Source organism: Domibacillus sp. A3M-37 (genome assembly GCF_024213455.1).
In the GTDB taxonomy this organism is placed as follows: Bacteria; Bacillota; Bacilli; order Bacillales; family Domibacillaceae; genus Domibacillus; species Domibacillus tundrae.
Map to the genome: position 1 here is coordinate 29,314 of NZ_JANAVL010000007.1, position 18,313 is coordinate 47,626.

Annotated in this window: 13 protein-coding genes, 1 pseudogene and 1 riboswitch; of the genes and pseudogenes, 6 read left to right on the forward strand and 8 right to left on the reverse strand. The window is 45.7% G+C overall.

What is annotated here, in order from left to right:
- Positions 1 to 11 precede the first annotated feature (11 nt).
- The 5 genes from NLX67_RS12180 to NLX67_RS12200 all read right to left on the reverse strand — a co-directional run bounded on the left by NLX67_RS12180 (position 12) and on the right by NLX67_RS12200 (position 6,303).
- Positions 12 to 914, reverse strand: a complete 903-nt coding sequence (locus tag NLX67_RS12180) for a 5'-3' exonuclease (RefSeq protein ID WP_046180560.1) — start codon at positions 912 to 914, stop codon at positions 12 to 14.
- A complete protein-coding gene (locus NLX67_RS12185; RefSeq protein WP_254311923.1) occupies positions 904 to 1,728 on the reverse strand; it encodes a sulfurtransferase in 825 nt (274 codons plus the stop codon). Before NLX67_RS12185 ends, NLX67_RS12180 begins: the two co-directional genes overlap by 11 nt.
- Entirely contained in the window at positions 1,700 to 1,912 is a 213-nt protein-coding gene (locus tag NLX67_RS12190; RefSeq protein WP_254311924.1) for a hypothetical protein, read from the reverse strand. The genes NLX67_RS12185 and NLX67_RS12190 overlap by 29 nt, the downstream gene beginning before the upstream one ends.
- Positions 1,899 to 5,516, reverse strand: a complete 3,618-nt coding sequence (locus tag NLX67_RS12195) for a dynamin family protein (RefSeq protein ID WP_254311925.1) — start codon at positions 5,514 to 5,516, stop codon at positions 1,899 to 1,901. Before NLX67_RS12195 ends, NLX67_RS12190 begins: the two co-directional genes overlap by 14 nt.
- Positions 5,517 to 5,829: 313 nt before the next feature.
- On the reverse strand, positions 5,830 to 6,303 hold the full coding sequence (locus NLX67_RS12200; protein ID WP_254311926.1) for a chemotaxis protein CheX: 474 nt from the start codon (positions 6,301 to 6,303) through the stop codon (positions 5,830 to 5,832).
- Between the two features lie 219 nt (positions 6,304 to 6,522).
- Here NLX67_RS12200 and NLX67_RS12205 point away from each other — a divergent pair, with 219 nt between their 5' ends.
- From NLX67_RS12205 to NLX67_RS12215, 3 genes are read left to right on the forward strand one after another with little or no spacing between them, the layout of a single operon-like run.
- Positions 6,523 to 8,169, forward strand: a complete 1,647-nt coding sequence (locus NLX67_RS12205; RefSeq protein ID WP_254311927.1) for a hypothetical protein — start codon at positions 6,523 to 6,525, stop codon at positions 8,167 to 8,169.
- A gap of 26 nt (positions 8,170 to 8,195) precedes the next feature.
- Entirely contained in the window at positions 8,196 to 9,623 is a 1,428-nt protein-coding gene (locus NLX67_RS12210; RefSeq protein ID WP_254311928.1) for an S-layer homology domain-containing protein, read from the forward strand.
- Between the two features lie 18 nt (positions 9,624 to 9,641).
- A complete protein-coding gene (locus tag NLX67_RS12215) occupies positions 9,642 to 11,963 on the forward strand; it encodes a VWA domain-containing protein (RefSeq protein WP_254311929.1) in 2,322 nt (773 codons plus the stop codon).
- A gap of 35 nt (positions 11,964 to 11,998) precedes the next feature.
- Here the strand turns inward: NLX67_RS12215 and NLX67_RS12220 are convergent, their stop codons facing one another.
- A complete protein-coding gene (locus NLX67_RS12220; RefSeq protein WP_309143131.1) occupies positions 11,999 to 13,303 on the reverse strand; it encodes a nucleobase:cation symporter-2 family protein in 1,305 nt (434 codons plus the stop codon).
- Entirely contained in the window at positions 13,300 to 13,884 is a 585-nt protein-coding gene (locus NLX67_RS12225; protein ID WP_254311930.1) for a xanthine phosphoribosyltransferase, read from the reverse strand. The genes NLX67_RS12220 and NLX67_RS12225 overlap by 4 nt, the downstream gene beginning before the upstream one ends.
- 100 nt (positions 13,885 to 13,984) lie before the next feature.
- Positions 13,985 to 14,085, reverse strand: a riboswitch (purine riboswitch).
- Between the two features lie 213 nt (positions 14,086 to 14,298).
- On the opposite strand from NLX67_RS12225, the gene NLX67_RS12230 reads away from it, so the two are divergent.
- Genes NLX67_RS12230 through NLX67_RS12240 form a run of 3 tightly spaced genes read left to right on the forward strand, consistent with a single transcriptional unit; the run spans position 14,299 to position 16,589 of the window.
- On the forward strand, positions 14,299 to 14,439 hold the full coding sequence (locus tag NLX67_RS12230) for a hypothetical protein (protein WP_172645579.1): 141 nt from the start codon (positions 14,299 to 14,301) through the stop codon (positions 14,437 to 14,439).
- Between the two features lie 18 nt (positions 14,440 to 14,457).
- The gene (locus NLX67_RS12235; protein WP_254311931.1) at positions 14,458 to 14,940 is read left to right on the forward strand and encodes a cupredoxin domain-containing protein; all 483 of its coding nucleotides are present in this window, start codon (positions 14,458 to 14,460) and stop codon (positions 14,938 to 14,940) included.
- Positions 14,937 to 16,589 carry a b(o/a)3-type cytochrome-c oxidase subunit 1 gene (locus NLX67_RS12240; protein WP_254311932.1) on the forward strand — a complete coding sequence of 551 codons (1,653 nt, stop codon included), beginning with the start codon at positions 14,937 to 14,939 and terminating at the stop codon, positions 16,587 to 16,589. The genes NLX67_RS12235 and NLX67_RS12240 overlap by 4 nt, the downstream gene beginning before the upstream one ends.
- A 116-nt stretch (positions 16,590 to 16,705) precedes the next feature.
- Here the strand turns inward: NLX67_RS12240 and NLX67_RS12245 are convergent.
- A pseudogene (locus NLX67_RS12245) lies at positions 16,706 to 18,306 on the reverse strand (glycoside hydrolase family 43 protein).
- Between the last annotated feature and the right edge of the window lie 7 nt (positions 18,307 to 18,313).

The window sequence follows — 18,313 nt, forward strand, 5'->3', positions numbered from 1 at the left end:
GTTATTTTCTCCTATTCAATTCCAAAAGGATCCACTTCGACATAACCTGTATGGCGGGCAAAACGTGACAAACCTTTCATTCCGTTCCTTTCAATAAACGAAAGCGCCTTTTCATTTGCACCGGTAAAAACCGCTTTTTCCATCGTCCATTCCAGGGGGACATCACAATGAATTTCCGCTAATTTTTCCGACATCCGGAGCATCTCTTCTCCATCGATGAGCTTTTTTTGAACAGATGGGGTTAATTGACTAAGCCCTTCTAACACGCCATCTGTCGTTCCAAACTCGCGAATAAGCTTAAGCGCTGTTTTTTCACCAATGCCTTTTACGCCTGGATATCCGTCCGCTGCATCGCCCATGAGCGCTTTTACATAATGAAATTGCTCAGGTTCAATGCCATATTCCTCGCGAAACAAGGCCGCGTCATATGACTTCCAATTGCCGTAGCCCGTCTGCAAAAGCCAAACAAAATTATGGCCATTCAGCAGCTGTAATAAATCCCGGTCACCCGTCAAGATGTATGTTTCAATGCCTTTTGTCCATTTTGAAATGGTGCCGATACAGTCATCTGCTTCATAATTTTTCACGCCTGCGTTATGAAGAGAAAACGCGGCCGTCGCTTCCTGGGCCAAATCAAACTGCGGCACGAGCTCAACCGGCGGTGCCGGGCGATGTGCTTTATACGAATCAAACATGTCGGTCCGGAATGTATCTTTTCCCATATCCCAGCAGACAGTAATGTGTGTCGGCTGAATTTGATCCGCTGCCGCAAACAAATGGCGGATCAGCCCTTGTACGGCATTTGTCGGCACCCCTCGTTCATTGATCATAAACCGGCCGCTTGGAGCGGTTTGAAAAAATGAACGGAACAGAAGGGCCATTCCGTCCACAAGTAATAATTTTTCATTCGTCATGAATATCTCGCCTTTCTGTTTCAATCGGGCGCGACTTGTCATTTGACCAGTCACTGTAGCTGCCCGGATATAATTTTACATTGTTGTAACCCGCTTGCTTCAGTGCGATAATATTTGGCGTGGCGGACACACCGGACCCGCAGTATACAATGACCGGTTCATCGGCTTGGATGCCGGTAAAGCGCTTTTTCTGTTCAGAGGCAGGTTTCCATCTGCCGTTTTCCATCGCTTCTGCAAAAAATCGATTGATCGCACCAGGAATGTGGCCCGGCACACGGTCAAGCGGTTCGGTTTCACCCAAATAACGCTCTGGTGCGCGCGAATCCATTAACAGCGTGTTTCCAGCCGCGACTTCGTCGACTGTCGCAATCATGCTGTGCTGAAGATGAAGCGTTAGTTGGCCTGTACGACGTTCTGGACGTTCTGCGGTAACAGGTAAACCTTCTTTCATCCAAGCGGAAAACCCTCCATCTACTATGCAGACATTTTTGTGCCCCGCATACGTTAAAAGCCACCAAAGCCGTCCGGCAAACATCGACACGCCGTCATCATACGCAACGACTATCGTGTCATCCGATACACCGCAGCTTTCCATAAACGCTCCAAACACATTCATATCTGGCAGCGGATGACGGCCGCCACCTTTTCCTTTTTCACCGGATAAGTGGTGATCCAAATGAGCATAATAAGCACCAGGAATATGGCTATGTTCATATAATGCCGCTCCTTCTGCCGGATCAGCTAAATTAAACCGGCAGTCAAAAACAACAACTTGTTCTATTTTTTCATTCAGCCAATCTGTTGTGACGATCATCCAATCGCTCCTTTTCCATTAATTTTTCCACCTGTTCTTTCGGGTCCCAGCAGTCAAACCGGTAGCCCGGATTCGTTTCGAATCCGAGCCGGCGGCATCTGTACATCATTTTTTCCGGCAGTTTGACGGCCTGGAAATGACGGCATGTGGCGCAGGCGTGAAAACGCGACTTACGAGATGTCACGGAGAATCAGCTCCCACTCCTCAATATTGCCGCTTTGTTCAAATACAAGAAGCCATGCGTCAAATTGCTCGTTTACGTCAAGCGACACCGCTTTTTTCACCTCAGCCGTTCCTTCTTCAATAAAATGGAAGGCACTTGTTAAAAGCTGCTCTTTTTGTTCGGCTAAATACTCATCTGCCATTTTTCCGATTTGTTCCTGCAGCTTTTGCATCATCACTTGTTTTTCATTTTTTTCAAAAAAGGCTTTCGCGTTTTTAAAGATAGCAAGTGTTCCAGAAAAAGACTCACGCGGCGCATCTTGAAATGCCGTATCAAAGTCAGGAACGACAAGTTTCCCTATTTGTACACCGGACAGCAGCAATTCTGGTTCAATCATTGCCGCTTTATTTGCAAGCCGTGATTGTTTGTCCTGCAAAAGCTTGGCGCCGTGATTTTCAACCCGTATCGACGTGGCCCGCATTTCCTGCGCCAAATCATAGCCAACCGCGTGCAACAGTTCCTCAAGTGCTTTTTGTAATACCTGCCTTGCGTCATTTTGTCCGCTTAATGTCGCCGGGTTAAACGATTCTTTGAAAAAGTCGGAGAACCGGTAAAACACACGCTGTTTTACATAATGAATGAGTTCATCCAGCTCTTGTGCCATCCTTTTTTTCTCCACATCCACTGTTTCCGCGTCAATGGCCGTGATCATTCGGCTTCTCTTATCCTCAAGCTCTGCTTTTTTCTGTTCCCCTTGATGAATGCTTTCTTTCGCCGCTGTAATCAGTTTTTCCAGCTGGTTTACGCCCCGCTCGGCTTCTGCTTCTGCCGATTGAACCGCCATATGGGCTAAATCATGGGCTAAAAACGAGCGGAATGGTTCTTTAAACTGCTTCATTCCGGACTGGGGATGATCCCATTCGCCCCGCATGGCTTCCTGAACCGCCAGCATGCTCGATACCCCATGCAATCTTGGAAACCGGATGCCATATTGCAGCAGCTGATCCCGAACGTAGGCTTTTACGTCTTCTAGCTCGTCTTCATCAGTGGCTAAGTCAATCGCGTTAATAATAAAAAACATTTTATCGAGTTCAAACGCGTCTTTCACACGGCCGAGCTGTATTAAAAATTCTCGGTCTGCTTTTGAAAATGCATGGTTGTAATACGTCACAAAAAGGATCGCATCGGCATTTTTAATGTATTCAAACGCAACACCAGTATGGCGCGCATTGATTGAATCCGCTCCCGGTGTATCAACAAGCGTAATGCCAAGACGGGTAAAGTCGCAGTCGTAATATAAATCGATTGAATCAACGAAGCAGCTTTTCTTTTCATCAGCTACATATTGCTTAAACGTCTCAAGGTCCACTCGAATCGTGTTATCCGAGTGCGCGCTATAGTCATCATATCCGGCATGGAACGCACGTAAAAAAGACAAGTGAATTTTTTCTTTTCCTTCTCCTTCATTCGTTTCCAGAACGTCCGGCACGAGCCCGAAAGCATCATCGAGTGATGATGCGCTTCGGTTAAACAACCCGAGGGACGCATTTACATCGTCCAGCATCACAGAGCCTGGCTTTAAATGGACATCCGCAGTCCGGTGTTCATGTTCGCTGTCAACCGGATGAATGCGGTTGACAGCAGCCGTTGTAGGATTTGGCGATACCGGCAGCACTTTTTCACCGAGCAGTGCGTTCGCGAACGATGATTTTCCAGCCGAAAATGCACCGAATAAAGCAATCGTATATGTCCGGTTTTCAAGACGAGCTGCTTTTTGAACCGCGCCGTCAATAAACCGGGCGAACCCTGGCACACCGTGAAGGCGATCTGCCATTCGGCGCAGCCTGTTCACGACTGCTTCTACATCACCCGCTGCTTCTAGTGGCACAGATACTTCAACGTCCTCCACTTTTTCCAGACTTGCTGCTGTCCACTGTTCGACGCCATCATACAACACCGCTTCGCCGTCTTCTGCCTGCCATTTTTCTTTAAGCGTCTGCAGCACACGCGGGAGCACTGGATCTTCATCTGATAATATATGGCGCAACGCTTGCTCGCGCTTCGTTCGCTCTTCTTGCAGTGCTAAAAGAGATTGTTTCGCCTGTAATCGCTTCGCCCATATTTGATGGTCTGTTTCAAACAGCGCAAACTCGCTGTTAAATTGTACCCGCAACGCTGGCGCCGCTTCCTCTTTCCAATTTTCAGATACAGTGCGCGCCCGTTTTTTAATCAATGAGGCTACATCTTCCGCATAATTTAACACAGCATCTCCAGTGACACCCGCACCCGGTTTTACAGCATCTTTTGCAACAGACGCGTCGATCGGTACAGATAGTTCCTCCGCTTTTAAGGCAAGCGCTGGATCATCAAGGCCGCTTTCCTTCATCCAGGCTGCGCTCATTTGGCGAATGGCCCATCCGAGCTGTGCTTCTGCCTGTTTTATTAAATCCGCCGCAAACGCTTGCAAGCGATGTTCCCGCTCTTCTTCCGTTTTCTTTTTCGCAAATAACATGCCGACTTTAAAATCCGGCCGGGTTGATTCCAAATAGCTGCGTGCCAATTCTCTTGTTGCCGCTGGCATTAAGATGGCGTTTTTCAGCACATCGTCACGCTTTTCGTCATACTGTTTCAGCCAAACGGATGCATCGCGTTTGTTCATTTCAGAACGGAGTGACGCTTCTTTTTCTTCAATGGACAAGGCGCCTGCTTCCGCAACGACCGCTTCGAGCGGCTCTGTCGTTTGTTTTTGCTGCTCGGCAAGCCACTCCATATGCTCGTGCACAAGCCGGTTCATCATCGTTTCTGCTGACTGCTCAGATAACTGGTCACGATTTTTCATGCTCTCATGAATCAGCTCTTTTACTTCCTCAAAATCGTTGTAGGGCAGCTCGCGGTTGCGCAAACTCGTAAAATAAAATGCTTCCGGCTCGACATTCCATGTCGCAAAGGACTCTTTTACCGACTGACGAAATGCGTCAAATGACAATTCTTCATCCTTGTGCTTATCTACTTGATTAATGATTAAATACAGCTTCACGCCATGAGACAAAAGCTCTTTCGTGTAAATAAAATTCAGTTCGGACTGCACGTGATTGTAATCCATCACATAAAAAACCATATCCGCTAAATGAAGGGCAGATTCAGTGGATATACGGTGGGCGTCATCGGTGGAATCTACCCCCGGCGTATCCATGACCGTCACATCCGGCGGCAGACTTGAGCCGGCGTGGCCAATTTCAATGGACGCCACTTCATCGCCGTCTTTCGCAAACTTTTTCACGTGGTCAATTTCATATGGCGCTTTAAAAAGAAGCGGCCGCCCATGATGGTAATGAATTTTTGCGAAATCTTGCCCGGCCGGCTTAATTTTCACCACATTTGCGCTCGTTGGAATTGGACTTGACGGCAAAAGCGTTTCGCCCGTCAGTTCATTAATCATCGTCGATTTGCCTGCCGAAAAGTGGCCGCAAAACGCGACGATAAATTCATTGTCATACAGCTTTCGAAGAAACAATGTTGCTTTTTCAGCACGTTCTGTATCTCCATTATGTATAAATTGTTCGTATAACACGGCGGTCCGAGAACGGATCAATTGGAGCGTCCGCTCGGCTGTTTGCGTTTCCATACATGTCATCCCCTTTGATGCAAAGCTTTTTTTTTATTGTATACGATTTCGGGACAATAAAAAAGGATACAGTGGCTCGGAAAAATTCCGGTTCTCTGTATCCTTTGGACATTATTTCTTCAAGACAAGCGCTTTATTTCCTTTTGCTGTATGATCCAGCACATATTTCATGACGCCGCCATACGTGACCACTGTTGCAGTAACAAACAACCAAACCATGCGAAACGCCTTCTTTCGTAATTGATAATAATTTTCATCCTCAACTGTATCGTACCACCTTTTACAAAAGAAAACAACAAAAAAAGGTGCTTTTTTAAGCACCTTTTTCAATGTTCAGTACAAGCCGATAGTCTCCCGCCCCCTCAAATGAAAGTGGCAGTTCAATCGCCTGTTTGAATCCTGAAATTTTCGAGTCGCCGACAATAATAGTCGGCGGCGTAATGTCAATGTTAATGCCTTTCGAAGACAACGCGACACTCATATTCCCGGCAATCATATTAACAACTTCTCCCGCAAATGATTCCACCATTTCTCCTTCAACTGGCATCCCGAACATTTTTGTGCCAAGGCTCGCAAAGGCATCTTCAGGTCCATCTAAAATAATACGGCCCGGCAAATCGCCGGTAATCCCGATAAACACGCCAATTGCATGGTGGTCAAATGAACCATTTAACACGGCTGATTTTCCGACCGTCAGTTCTGCTGGGATGATGGCTTTCATCGCATCTACCGTACAGTTTAATACTTCTTTTACAATGCTGTTTTGATCTTGTTGTACATTGCCCATTTTGGCACCCCCGCTTATTTCTTTTTATTTTACAAGAAAAACAAATAGATGTCAGCACTTTTTTACCAAGCCATTAGAACTATTTATTATCTTTGGATTAATTTTGTATTTCTATGAAAAACAATCTAAGACACCTTCATTTTTTAAAAAAGGAGTCGATATAATTCTTATATACTATTTATTTAGTCATTATCATTTAATATTTTGGAGGAATTTTGCATGCGTTTATTTTTCGGGGCTTTTTACAGTCTCTTGATTTGCCTTGCCGTAAATGGCCTGCTCGCCCAGCCAGCCAGTGCTGCTTCTGTTGTCAAAGGAACATTTGTTGAAGCCGTGTATGAATACGTACAAATTGATGATGAAACAAGTGAAAAACGACTGACCGGTGTGATGATTCAAAACGAACAAGGGAAAATTACGACATTGGCTATTGATTCAACAGCTGCTCTCTCCATTAATTCCATCGGCGTTACTATTGATGCCTTTAAAACAGGGATGCTGGTTGAAGCGACCGTCAACCTTCGCCTTATTAAAACGATGAGCGGCCAGTCTTTTTCTTCACCCGGCGCCATTGACACCCGGGATAAAGTGGTGACGGGCACCATTAACCGAATCGATCCGAATGGCGCTTTTCTTTCTATCCGTTTTGATAACGGCCAGTCAAAAACATACTACCTAAATAATCAAACAGAGGTTTTTAAAGGAACAACGCTTGTTGATTTAAGTGTTTTATATGAAGGAGACCGGGCAAAGCTTACCTTCTTTTCCTATAATTCTTCCTACATACAATCCATTGACGTGAACACACAAGGAATTAAAATAGAACGTTTAGCAAAAGGAACGATTCAAACGATTGATCCGATTCGCCGCAAGCTGACAGTTAAAAATGAAACGACGTTTAAAGACTGGAAGTGGGACAAGAGCCCTTCCACCCAGAAAAGCTATACATACACAGCAAAAACGCCGATTTATGTCGGTAATCAGCCGATTGCCATTGATAAAGCCCGTTATTATCAAAATAATGAAGCTTATTTTGTTACCGTACGTCAATTCAACAAAGAAGTCGTGGAACGAATCGTTATTAGGAAAAGCAATGAGCGGACCTTTTATGAACCAATGTCTTCCGTCAACCTTTCTCAAAAACGGCTGGGCCTGCAAAAATCAGGTTCTGTTTCTTACCATAACGGAACGATTCTCATTCGAAATGGACGAATGGTCGATGCAAACAGCCTTCCATTTAAAGGATCCGCTTTTGTCGTGACGGATGGACGTCAAAAAAGTGAATACGCCAACGTTATTCATATTACGAATGACGGCTTCCAAAGCCCGAATCTTGTCAATCACACGCTTTATTTTGGCCGGATCAGCCGGACAAATGGCTACAATCTGACAATCACGGATACGAGCGAGTTAAAGGGAAATAAATGGTCGACTGTTGCTAGCCCTTCTCTTTCATTCAGCAATGATACAGCGGCAGTCAGAGACTATGCCCGTGGTGTACTTAAAATTGTGCCACAGCAAGACGAAGTAAAAGAGTATCTCGATTCTTACGGTTACTTTTACGTGGCAGACAATGAAATTATCGGTATGCACCTAATAAATGAGAATACGCCGGCTGCCCAGCTTGTTTCCGTTGGTCGATTAGAAGCAATTAATAATGCCAAAACAATTTTAACAGTCCGCAATGTCAGCCAATCGCAAACTGGCGTTTGGGAACAGACTGGCAATATTTCAAACATGAATATCGAACAAACGACGTTTATCCGCGATGGACATGTTATTTCAGCGGAAGAATTAAATATGGGAGACCGTCTGTATATCGTCCATGAATCTGTCGTAAAAGGCCGCATTATTCTCGTCAATTAATGAACTTTTTTAGATGAAAGGATTTTATGATGAACAAACTTATTACTTTTGCAGCAGCCTTTGTGGTGACTTTGGCCGCCTCAATTCTTTTTTCCGGAGCAAGTATGGCAGCTCCGCCCGATTTTAACGGCGGGGTCAATAATGAATATACGTATGAAGAATATGTATTTGTTTCCGGAGCGCCTGTGAAATTCAGCGGCAAAATGACTGTTTCTGAACGTGAAACAGCCACACAACGGACGGAGACGTACCGGTATATGTTAACAAGCATAATGAATCCAAAAGATAAATTAACCCGGAACGTTTCTTTCGTTACCGACATAAACGAACAGTCGGAAAAAGGACAGACGACTTCGCAAACATCGGTGAAAAGCTATTCTGAAAAAGTCACTATAGGCAATGAGTCGTATACACTCGATGATTATCAGCTTTCTCAAGGAACCGTTGCTGACAATCGACCTGCCTCTGATTATTATTCTGGAAACGTTGCAGGGCGGAAAACGTACAAATTAAAAAGCAACGATAGCCTTGTCACTATTCATTTCAGCGGCAAAAATGTCGGCTATGAAAATTTCTGGGGAGCGACTGAAACCCAAATCATTGATTATGAACTCGAATCAGCAGCCGGTACTTTTTTCGTGACGAGCAAAGTATCTGACAGCAAAACAAAATTTTTGCAGTATGAGCCGCATGATCCGGCCCTGTCCAGCTTTACCGGCGGATATGCACGTATTAGCGAGCAATCCATGATTGGTGAATATGCGTATACTCTCCCCGGCAGCAGTATTGAAAAAACCGTTCATGTCGGCCAGGAAATGGTTCCGCTTATTGAACGGCTGATCGTTCCGAAATTCCGTGACTTAAACGGCCATTGGTCAAAAGAAAATATTGAACAGCTGTACGCACTCGGCGTATTTGATGATTCAAGCTCGTTTTTCTCACCAGGCACACAAATGAACCGCTATCCGTTTATTGTCGGTGTCATGAAAGCAGCAGATATACGTGTGCTGGAACAGCCGAAAAAGCAAAAAACACCGAGAACCGCTATTTTTGCTGATCTTGATCCGCAAGAAAAAGACTATTTGTATATTGAAAGCGCCTATGCAAAAGGGATCTCAAAAGGAGTCAGCGCGACACAATTCAAGCCGAACAGTGCACTTACTCGTGCCGAAGCCGTTGCTATTTTAGTCCGTGCACTCGGTCTTGAACACCGTGCGCCGGACCCTGGCTACCATACCGGCTATGTTGATGATTCTTCTATTCCGAAATGGGCAAAAGACAGTGCTTATGTAGCCACAGAAATCGGGCTCGTCTATGGCGACTTAAATAACCGCTTCAACCCAACAAAGACGATGACAAGAGCGGAAGCATCTGCTTTAACCATCCGGTTCCTTCATTTCTTGGAAAAAGATTTAAAGCAAAACTACCGTGATGATATGTTATTTTTTCAATAAGTGAAAAGGATGGCTTTTATGAACGTATTAATTAAAACGAAACGAATGGTTCTTTTGCTTCTCTTTTTCATGCTGGGGCTTGTATGGCCGAGCTTTGGACAGGCAGCTGTTCCTTTTTCCGATATCAACTCGAATCATTGGGCTTATAAATCGATTGAGTGGGCCTATAATAATAAAGTTATATCGGGTTACTCAAACGGAACATTCGGTCCGAAACGAACGCTGACTGAATCAGAGTTTATTGTCATGCTGAGCCGGTACGACTGCTCGAATTCCTCCTGGTCGAAAAGCAAACCGGGTGACCGCCACTGGGCCGCTTCGGAATATGCCTATGCAAAAAGCAAAAACATCCCTCTAAAAGGGTATGACAACACAAAACTTCGCGACCAGCCTGTTTCACGTGGACAAGTTGCCCGAATTGTGGCCGCTTTTCACGGATTTGATTTAAATCAGGAACACGCTGTCCAATACATGTACATTAAGCAGTTATCGAGTGGAAAAACAGGCGTTAAAAATTATGTAGACTACGGAGCGGGCCAATCGTTAACTCGAGCGGAAGCGGCTGTTTTCCTGCACCGTCTCGCAGGACAGGGCCAATGCCAAATGAAAGGTCTCACAGAAAGCGCCTCTGGGAAAGACAACAGCAAATATCCGCTGCCTGCCCATTTTCTGCCTGAAGGAACGGTTGTTTTTCCAAAACCAGAAGATGATGATACGACCCCGCCTACAACAGGGCCGGTCACAGATTCACGTATTCAAGCAGCCGACATTGAAAAACCAACCTTGATCGCAAACGGTTTGGATTCAACATTCATCACATTGTCACTGAAAGATTGCTATGGAAATCCGATTTCATATGAAGAATCGATTTCTTTTCACTCTTCGTCAAAAGCGGGGGGATTTGTTTCAAGCGGACAACCTCGCCAATATGATCATTGGAAAGAACTAGACTTTACTACAGCTGCTTCAACTTCCGCATATGTACAAACGGACGGACCGGACTTAACGGTGAAAGTAACAGCTCCCGCTTCAACAACTGTGAAAAGTGACACCATTTCATTCCAGCTGCCGTACGAGACAGGCACAAACGATAAAATGGCGTGCTACCGCACTCCGGTTACTGTTGATTTAGCGTATACGGCAAAAGCCGAGCTGCAAGTGTCTTCTAGCCAATCGACGATTGCAGCAAATGGCAGTTCAACTGCATACGTGACAGCTAAAATCTTTCAGCCAGGCGGCCAGCCCGTCTGGGATTATAATGGACGAGTTCGGTTTTATTCGGCAAAAGGAGCCCTTCTGTCAACAAGTGACGTTTCTTTTTCAAATGGGACCGCGTCCACATGGGTCACTTCTCTGTCTTCTTCTTCGCCAGTTGAAGACACGATTTATGCGGAATTGATCCAATCGGATTCAAGGTACCCCGCTGTTAACAGCGAAATTAAGTCGTCAAGACACAGTACATCGATTTTTTATGACCCCGGCCTTTCTACTATTACAGGATGCATGCGGGATGATTTAGAAGTCGCCTTTATTATCGATTCATCCGACAGCATGAAACGAAGCGATCCGGAACGGCAACGGGTGTCTAAGTCACGGGAATTGATGCAAACGTTAAATGCATCGGATAATATCGCCGTAGACTTTAATAATAAAGGCAGGTATTTAAACGGTCCTTACAGTTGGAATATAGTTAGCCCTAGCTTAGAAAGTGTCTTCCAATCGGGCGGCACAAATATCGCGGACGGCATGGATGAAGCGTTCAGCCGATTTACGGGCACCAACAAAGTAGCGATTCTCGTAACTGACGGAAAATCAAATGAACGCCAGGTTTTGGCCAAAATAGAGCAAGCCAGGAATCAAGGCATCACTGTTTATACAATCGGCCTCGGATCAAAAAAGCAGCTGAATGAAGCACTTTTACAAAAAGTAGCTCAAGAAACCGGCGGACGCTATTTTCATGTTGAAAAAAGCAGCGAGATCAGCACCGCTTACCAGACAATTTTAAATGAGTTGTCATGCGGAGAACTTTACCTTGGCTGTTCACCGTCTGGAACGGTGTTCGCTTCCCCGTCTCTGCGGATGACCAGCGATACGTTTTATATGGATACATTTATCGATGAAGCATGTAGTGAAGTAGAGCGGGTCGTACTGCGATTCCACTCCTTGGATGGGACCATTGATTACGATTTGATATACAGGGGCCAGCATTATTTTGCCTTAAAAAAAGATAGGACCGAAATCGATCCCCTCTATTTACAACATGAAGGAACATTTCTTGCTTACGACAAGTACGGCACGCTTATCGGTAAGCAGACCATTCCTGTTCTGCAGGAAAATTAAAAGGATGTCTCCATGACGGAGACATCCTTTTTGTGTTACGAAGCCTGGTTTTTCACGGCCGCAGCCGCTGCTTTTTTCCGGCCCAATTCATTAAAAACAATATTCAACACAATCGCGGTGACACTTCCGGCCACGATGCCGTTGCCCGTTAAAATTTGAATGCCGCCTGGCAGTCCTGCGAATAAATCCGGCACAACGGTAACACCGAGACCAAGGCCGACCGAACAGGCGATAATGAGCAAGTTTTCCTGTGCGTTCATATCGACGCGGCTAAGCATTTTAATGCCCTGCGCGACGACCATCCCGAACATCGCCACCATCGCGCCGCCCAGCACACTCGCTGGAATAATCGTTGTGAACGCGCCGATTTTCGGCACGAGGCCCAGCACAATCAAAAAGCCGGCTGTGTAAAAAATAACGCTCCGTGATTTCACGCCGGACAGCTGCATCAGCCCAACGTTTTGCGAAAACGCTGTGTACGGAAATGCATTAAAGATGCCGCCGAGCACAATCGCCAGTCCTTCTGCGCGGTATCCTTTTGCCAGATCTTTCTCTGTCACCTCTTCATCGCAAATATCGGAAATTGCAAAATACACACCCGTTGATTCAACGAGACTGACCATCGCAACCAGAATCATCGTTAAGACACCTGTCCATTCAAACGTCGGAATCCCGAAGTAAAATGGCTGAACGAGGTGGAACCAAGAAGCATCCACTACAGCTGACATGTCAACTTTCCCCATAAAAAACGCAATCATCGTGCCGATCAATAAACCGAGCAGCACCGAAATCGACCGGGCAAACCCGTCAAAAAACCGGTACATGACAATAATAATAGCCAGCGTAGCAAAGGCAAGTGTGACATTTTCAGCCGAACCGAAATCGGGACTGCCTTGACCACCGCCCATATTGTTCATTGCCACCGGAATGAGTGTCACGCCAATAATTGTAACAACGGACCCCGTTACGACTGGCGGGAAAAAGCGAACGAGCCGGCTAAAAAACGGAGCGATCAATAGCACAAATATACCGGACGCGATAATGGCGCCATAAATCGCTGAAATGCCCTGTGCCGCACCGATCGCAATCATTGGACTGACAGCGGTAAACGTACAGCCAAGCACGACCGGCAAGCCGATGCCAATCCATTTGCCTCGATACACTTGTAATAGTGTCGCAATACCGCACATGAAAATATCAATAGAGACAAGATACGTTAATTGAGCGGATGTCATGCCGACTGCCGCGCCGACAATAAGCGGGACAATCACGGCACCTGCATACATCGCAAGAACGTGCTGGATGCCGAGCGACGCTGTTTTCAACTGATTCTGGTTCACTGTGGCACCTCCGCTTTAAACTGGATTTGCCCATCTTGAAGCGAATGGATCCGTGCAAGCGATTCAACGCGGATTCCTTCTTTTTGGAGCAGTGACCGTCCATCCTGGAAGGACTTTTCAATGACGATGCCAATGCCGGCGATCTCGCTGCCCGCTTGTTTGACAATGTTTATGAGACCAAGTGCCGCCTGGCCATTCGCCAAAAAGTCATCAATAATTAATACCTTGTCATTTTCCGTTAAAAATGATTTGGATACGGCAATGCGGTTTGTTGTTTCTTTCGTAAACGAGTACACGTCCGCTGTTAGCAAGTCGTCAGTCATGGTCAGTGATTGGCGTTTGCGCGCAAAGACAACTGGGACGCCCAGCACAAGACCGGTCATAACCGATGGTGCAATGCCGCTTGATTCAAGTGTCAAGATTTTCGTAATGCCGGCTTCTTGAAACAGCTCAGCAAACGTTTCGCCAATTTCCTTCATTAACTGTGGGTCAATTTGATGATTTAAAAATGAATCTACTTTTAAGACGTGCTTTGACAACACACGGCCTTCCTGTTCCATTTTTTCATGCAGACGTTTCATTGTATTTCCTCCTCTGATTCGTCTTCAGGCACAAAAAAAGCCTGAAGCATAGCGTTCAAAAAAAAGAATGAACAATGCCTTCAGGCGCGAACAGAAAAAATCCGTTCTCTTGTTCACTCATAGTCGGATCATTTACGGTGTTCCGGTAGAAACTTGCAGGCCAATCCCCGCGATTATATGAGTGAATAATGTTTAATTGATAGTCATTATAATAGCATACTGATCGAAAAAATCAATATAAAACACGAACATTATTAATCTTTTTTTTTAGATTATTCGTTAATTATAGTCCCTATCCTTTTTCACACTTTTTTCACATAAAGCATTATATTTGTGATTTTTCTCACAGAATCATTTTTTTACACGGTTAAGATAGTGCTAACGAACAAAGCATCTCGGAAAGGGGGCATGGGGATGGCTTCAGAAAAACGCAAACATAAAACAGAGGATGAAGGCGATCAATTAAAAGGCACATTGTATTCGGTTTTTGGTTTAGGCATTTTTATTATTGCAACGTGGCTTGTTGTCTTTTCCATTTTTGCTGGTCGTTTTTAATTTAGAGGAGGATCAACTATGCATTTACACCGTTATGAAAAGTGGTGGCTCACTTTCGGCACGGGAGCACTCGTTGTGTTTCTTGTCGTAATCGGGATAGGCGCGTTCCATCAAGAACACCAGCCGCCCAGTTCTGTGAAAACCATTAATTATGAGCAAGTGGATAAAATTGCCCCGTTTAATGAACCGGGACTGAAAAAAGTGGCGGGCAAAGAATGGGAGTATGAACTTGTCGTTGTGGCATCCGCCTTTTATTACGCACCGGTTGAAGCAGAAATTCCGGTCGGCTCTAGAGTAAAGATTATCGCGACAACAAAAGATGTGGTTCACGGCTTTGAAGTTGCCGGCACTAATATTAACATGATGCTCGAACCAGGCTATATAAGCGAATACGTCACAACATTGAACAAAACTGGTGAATTTCTCGTGCTGTGCAACGAATATTGCGGCACTGGTCACCATACGATGAAATCGATGATTAAGCTGGTGGGGGACGAATGAATACGCAATCCATACTTAGGGTTAATCATAAAGATGCGCGCGTCGCAATGGCGCACATGTACGTTGCCTTTTTAGCGCTTGCGGTTGGCGGATTAATGGGACTGTTGCAAGTATTTGTCCGCTCCGGCCGCTTTGAGCTCCCGGCCAATATCGGCTATTATCAGGTATTGACGGTTCACGGTGTTATGCTCGGCCTCGTTTTAACCACCTTTTTTATCATGGGCTTTCAGTATGCGGTCGTAAGCCGGACAGCCGGCGCGTTCTCAGCGAAACAGCGGATGGCCGCCTGGATTGGCTTCTGGCTTATGACACTTGGCACTACGATGGCCGCTACGATGATTTTACTTAATGAAGCGACTGTTCTTTATACGTTTTACGCACCGCTTCAGGCTCACTGGATTTTCTATCTGGGGCTGACATTTGTGGTCGTTGGCAGCTGGCTTGTCGGTTTTGCGCAGGTGGCTCGTTATGTACAATGGCGCAAAGCAAACAAAGGACAGACGTCGCCGCTCTTAACGTTTATGGCGGTTGTGAACTCGGTTATGTGGTTTGTCGCAACGCTTGGTGTTGCCTCTGAAGTGCTGCTTCAACTGCTTCCTTGGTCCCTCGGGCTCATTGCACGGGTGGATGTACTGATTACCCGTACATTGTTTTGGTATTTTGGCCACGCGCTTGTTTATTTCTGGCTGCTGCCTGCTTATATGGCATGGTATGCGATTGTGCCAAAAATTATCGGCGGCAAAATTTTCTCGGATTCACTCGCCCGCCTATCGTTTATTTTATTTCTTTTATTCTCGATTCCAGTTGGCTTTCACCACCAGCTGACCGAACCAGGCATCAGCGCATTATGGAAGTTTTTACAGGTCGTGCTGACGTTTATGGTGATTATTCTATCTCTTATGACCGCCTTCAGCATGTTTGCCATGTTTGAAACACGCGGCCGGGAGCTTGGCGGAAAAGGCCTGTTCGGCTGGTTCCGTAAGCTGCCATGGGGTGATGCTCGTTTCCTCGTGCCGTTTATTGGCATGGCTGCGTTTATTCCGGCGGGAGCAGGCGGGATTATTAATGCCTCTCACCAAATGAACCAGGTTGTCCATAATACGATCTGGGTAACCGGCCGTTTTCACTTAACGGTGGCGACAACCGTTTTATTAACCTTTTTCGGCTTTGCCTATTGGCTGATTCCACATTTAACCGGCCGTGTGCTGACGCCGCAAATGAATACACTGGCGATCATCCAGGCGTTCACGTGGGCGTTTGGCATGACGATTACGTCGGGTGCCATGCATTGGGTTGGCCTGCTTGGTGCGCCGCGCCGTTCGTCTTTCTCCGCCTATGGGGATGCAGCGCAGGCATTGGAATGGATCCCGTATCAAATTGCGCAGGCGGTTGGCGGCACCATCTTATTTTTAGGCATTATTCTTGTATTGATTATTTTCGCAAACCTCGCCTGGTTTGCGCCAAAGGGAGATGAAGAATTCCCGGTTGCGGACGTGGCAGAAGGCGCCGAGAAAACCCCAGTGGTGCTGGAAAATTGGAAAATTTGGATTACAGTGCTCGTCGCACTTATTTTAATCGCGTACACCATTCCGGTGATGGACATCTTAAACGGCGGTCCGCTCGGTTCAAAAGGTTATAAATTATGGTAATGGAAACCCCTTTGACAGTAAGTGTCAAAGGGGTTTCTTTGCGCCCATTGCTTTAACCGGCTCCATATAAAAACTGTCCCTCCATCCTGATAATCGGAAATGCAGTTTATATTAAACTAGCTCTTATGTGTTAATGAAGGAGCTGTACGACTAATTTTCCGGTAATCAAAATAATCAAAATAACTGTTCTTTTTCTGTCCGCTTAAATCCTGTGCGCATATGCCGACAAATGTGCCGGTAAACCGGATATAATCCGCATCGTCATCCGACAAGTGGCCGATATCGATTGGACCCCCGACTTTTTGCCATTCATGATTGTTTTTAGCAAAATAAAAATGCAGCCATTCGTTTTGAATCTCCGCTTTTAATTTTGCTGAAGAAGACGTCAGCGGAATACCTTCATCCAATAATTCATCATATTTTCCATTCTTTGATTCGATAATCCCTAAGCATTTGCCGGTTTCTTCATGATGCGTGACCCGCAGATACACATAATCGTCGGTATCGTAATACACAATCAGCCCGGCCATTTGCTGAAAATGTTCCGGATCCATTTCCACCGCTGTTTCGATTTCCACCTGCATATCTTCTAATCTTCTGGTTAGACGGCTTTGACGGTGAATAGACTGCATCGATTCTCCGCCTGTCAGCCTGAGGTACCCGGGCCGGTCGGATAATGAAATCCATTCGTCTGTAAACGTTCTTCTTAACGAGCTCCAGTAATGTTTCAGTGTTTCACCGGTAAAATCATCCTTATTGCTTTCCTGTTCAAAAGGATGCGGCGGCAAGCTGGGTGCTTCGACGATCGTTTGCGGATTCGGACCGCCCTGAATGCGAAGCCAGCCATCGTCTGTCCAGTAACATTTCTGCAAAGCGGTTTCGCGGCCTAATATGCATTTTTTACCCACCACGGGACGTCCGCATAAGTGAGCCATGTACCAGTCGCCGTTTTGTGTTTCTACTAAGCTGCCGTGGCCTGCTTTTTGGAGCTGCTGCTTCTCTTCCTCATTGGACGTTAAAATCGGGTTCGCTGGATCCAGCTCATACGGGTCGGCCAAGGATTGGGACCGCGCCACTGTCACAGCGTGCGTATACCACATTCCCCCTTCAGCCGTTAGTAAATAATAATAGCCATTCCTCTTATAAATATGGGGTGCTTCCGTCAGCCCGAGTTTGGACCCTTTAAAAATATTTTTCACAGGACCGATAAGCTTTTTTTCCTGTACCGATTATTCTTGAAGCGCGATGCCCGCAAATGAATTTTTTCCTTTGCGGAAATCCCAAATCATGTTGACGAGCAACTTCGTTCCATTTTCTTCATGAAAAAGAGATGGATCAAAGCTGCTGCTGTTCAAATAGACTGGTTCGAACCAGGGGCCTTCAATGTTTTCAGCGGTTATCATGTAGTTATGGGTATCTTTAAACGCTCCCATTCGGCTTTTCACATCTGTGTAAATTAAATAAAACAGCCCGTCTGAATAACTTAAGCAAGGAGCCCACACACCGCTGGAATCGATGTCGCCGACCATGTTTATTTGCGACTCCCGCATTAATGGGCAGGAAGTTGCCGCCAATGAACCAGATCTTTTGAATGGAAGAGCTGAACGCCGGGAAACCATTCAAATGTAGAAGTGGCGATATAATAGTTGCCTTCTACTCTTATAATCGATGGGTCCGGGTGGAAGCCCGGCAAAATAGGATTGATAATGTCAGTCATATAAACA

Excerpts from the sequence above, each read along its gene's own strand:
- NLX67_RS12195 (WP_254311925.1), bottom strand. The coding sequence starts at position 5,516 with ATGGAAACGCAAACAGCCGAGCGGACGCTCCAATTGATCCGTTCTCGG.
- NLX67_RS12240 (WP_254311932.1), top strand. The coding sequence starts at position 14,937 with ATGAATACGCAATCCATACTTAGGGTTAATCATAAAGATGCGCGCGTC.
- NLX67_RS12215 (WP_254311929.1), top strand. The coding sequence starts at position 9,642 with ATGAACGTATTAATTAAAACGAAACGAATGGTTCTTTTGCTTCTCTTT.
- NLX67_RS12235 (WP_254311931.1), top strand. The coding sequence starts at position 14,458 with ATGCATTTACACCGTTATGAAAAGTGGTGGCTCACTTTCGGCACGGGA.
- NLX67_RS12210 (WP_254311928.1), top strand. The coding sequence starts at position 8,196 with ATGATGAACAAACTTATTACTTTTGCAGCAGCCTTTGTGGTGACTTTG.
- NLX67_RS12200 (WP_254311926.1), bottom strand. The coding sequence starts at position 6,303 with ATGGGCAATGTACAACAAGATCAAAACAGCATTGTAAAAGAAGTATTA.
- NLX67_RS12230 (WP_172645579.1), top strand. The coding sequence starts at position 14,299 with ATGGCTTCAGAAAAACGCAAACATAAAACAGAGGATGAAGGCGATCAA.
- NLX67_RS12180 (WP_046180560.1), bottom strand. The coding sequence starts at position 914 with ATGACGAATGAAAAATTATTACTTGTGGACGGAATGGCCCTTCTGTTC.
- NLX67_RS12185 (WP_254311923.1), bottom strand. The coding sequence starts at position 1,728 with ATGATCGTCACAACAGATTGGCTGAATGAAAAAATAGAACAAGTTGTT.
- NLX67_RS12225 (WP_254311930.1), bottom strand. The coding sequence starts at position 13,884 with ATGAAACGTCTGCATGAAAAAATGGAACAGGAAGGCCGTGTGTTGTCA.
- NLX67_RS12205 (WP_254311927.1), top strand. The coding sequence starts at position 6,523 with ATGCGTTTATTTTTCGGGGCTTTTTACAGTCTCTTGATTTGCCTTGCC.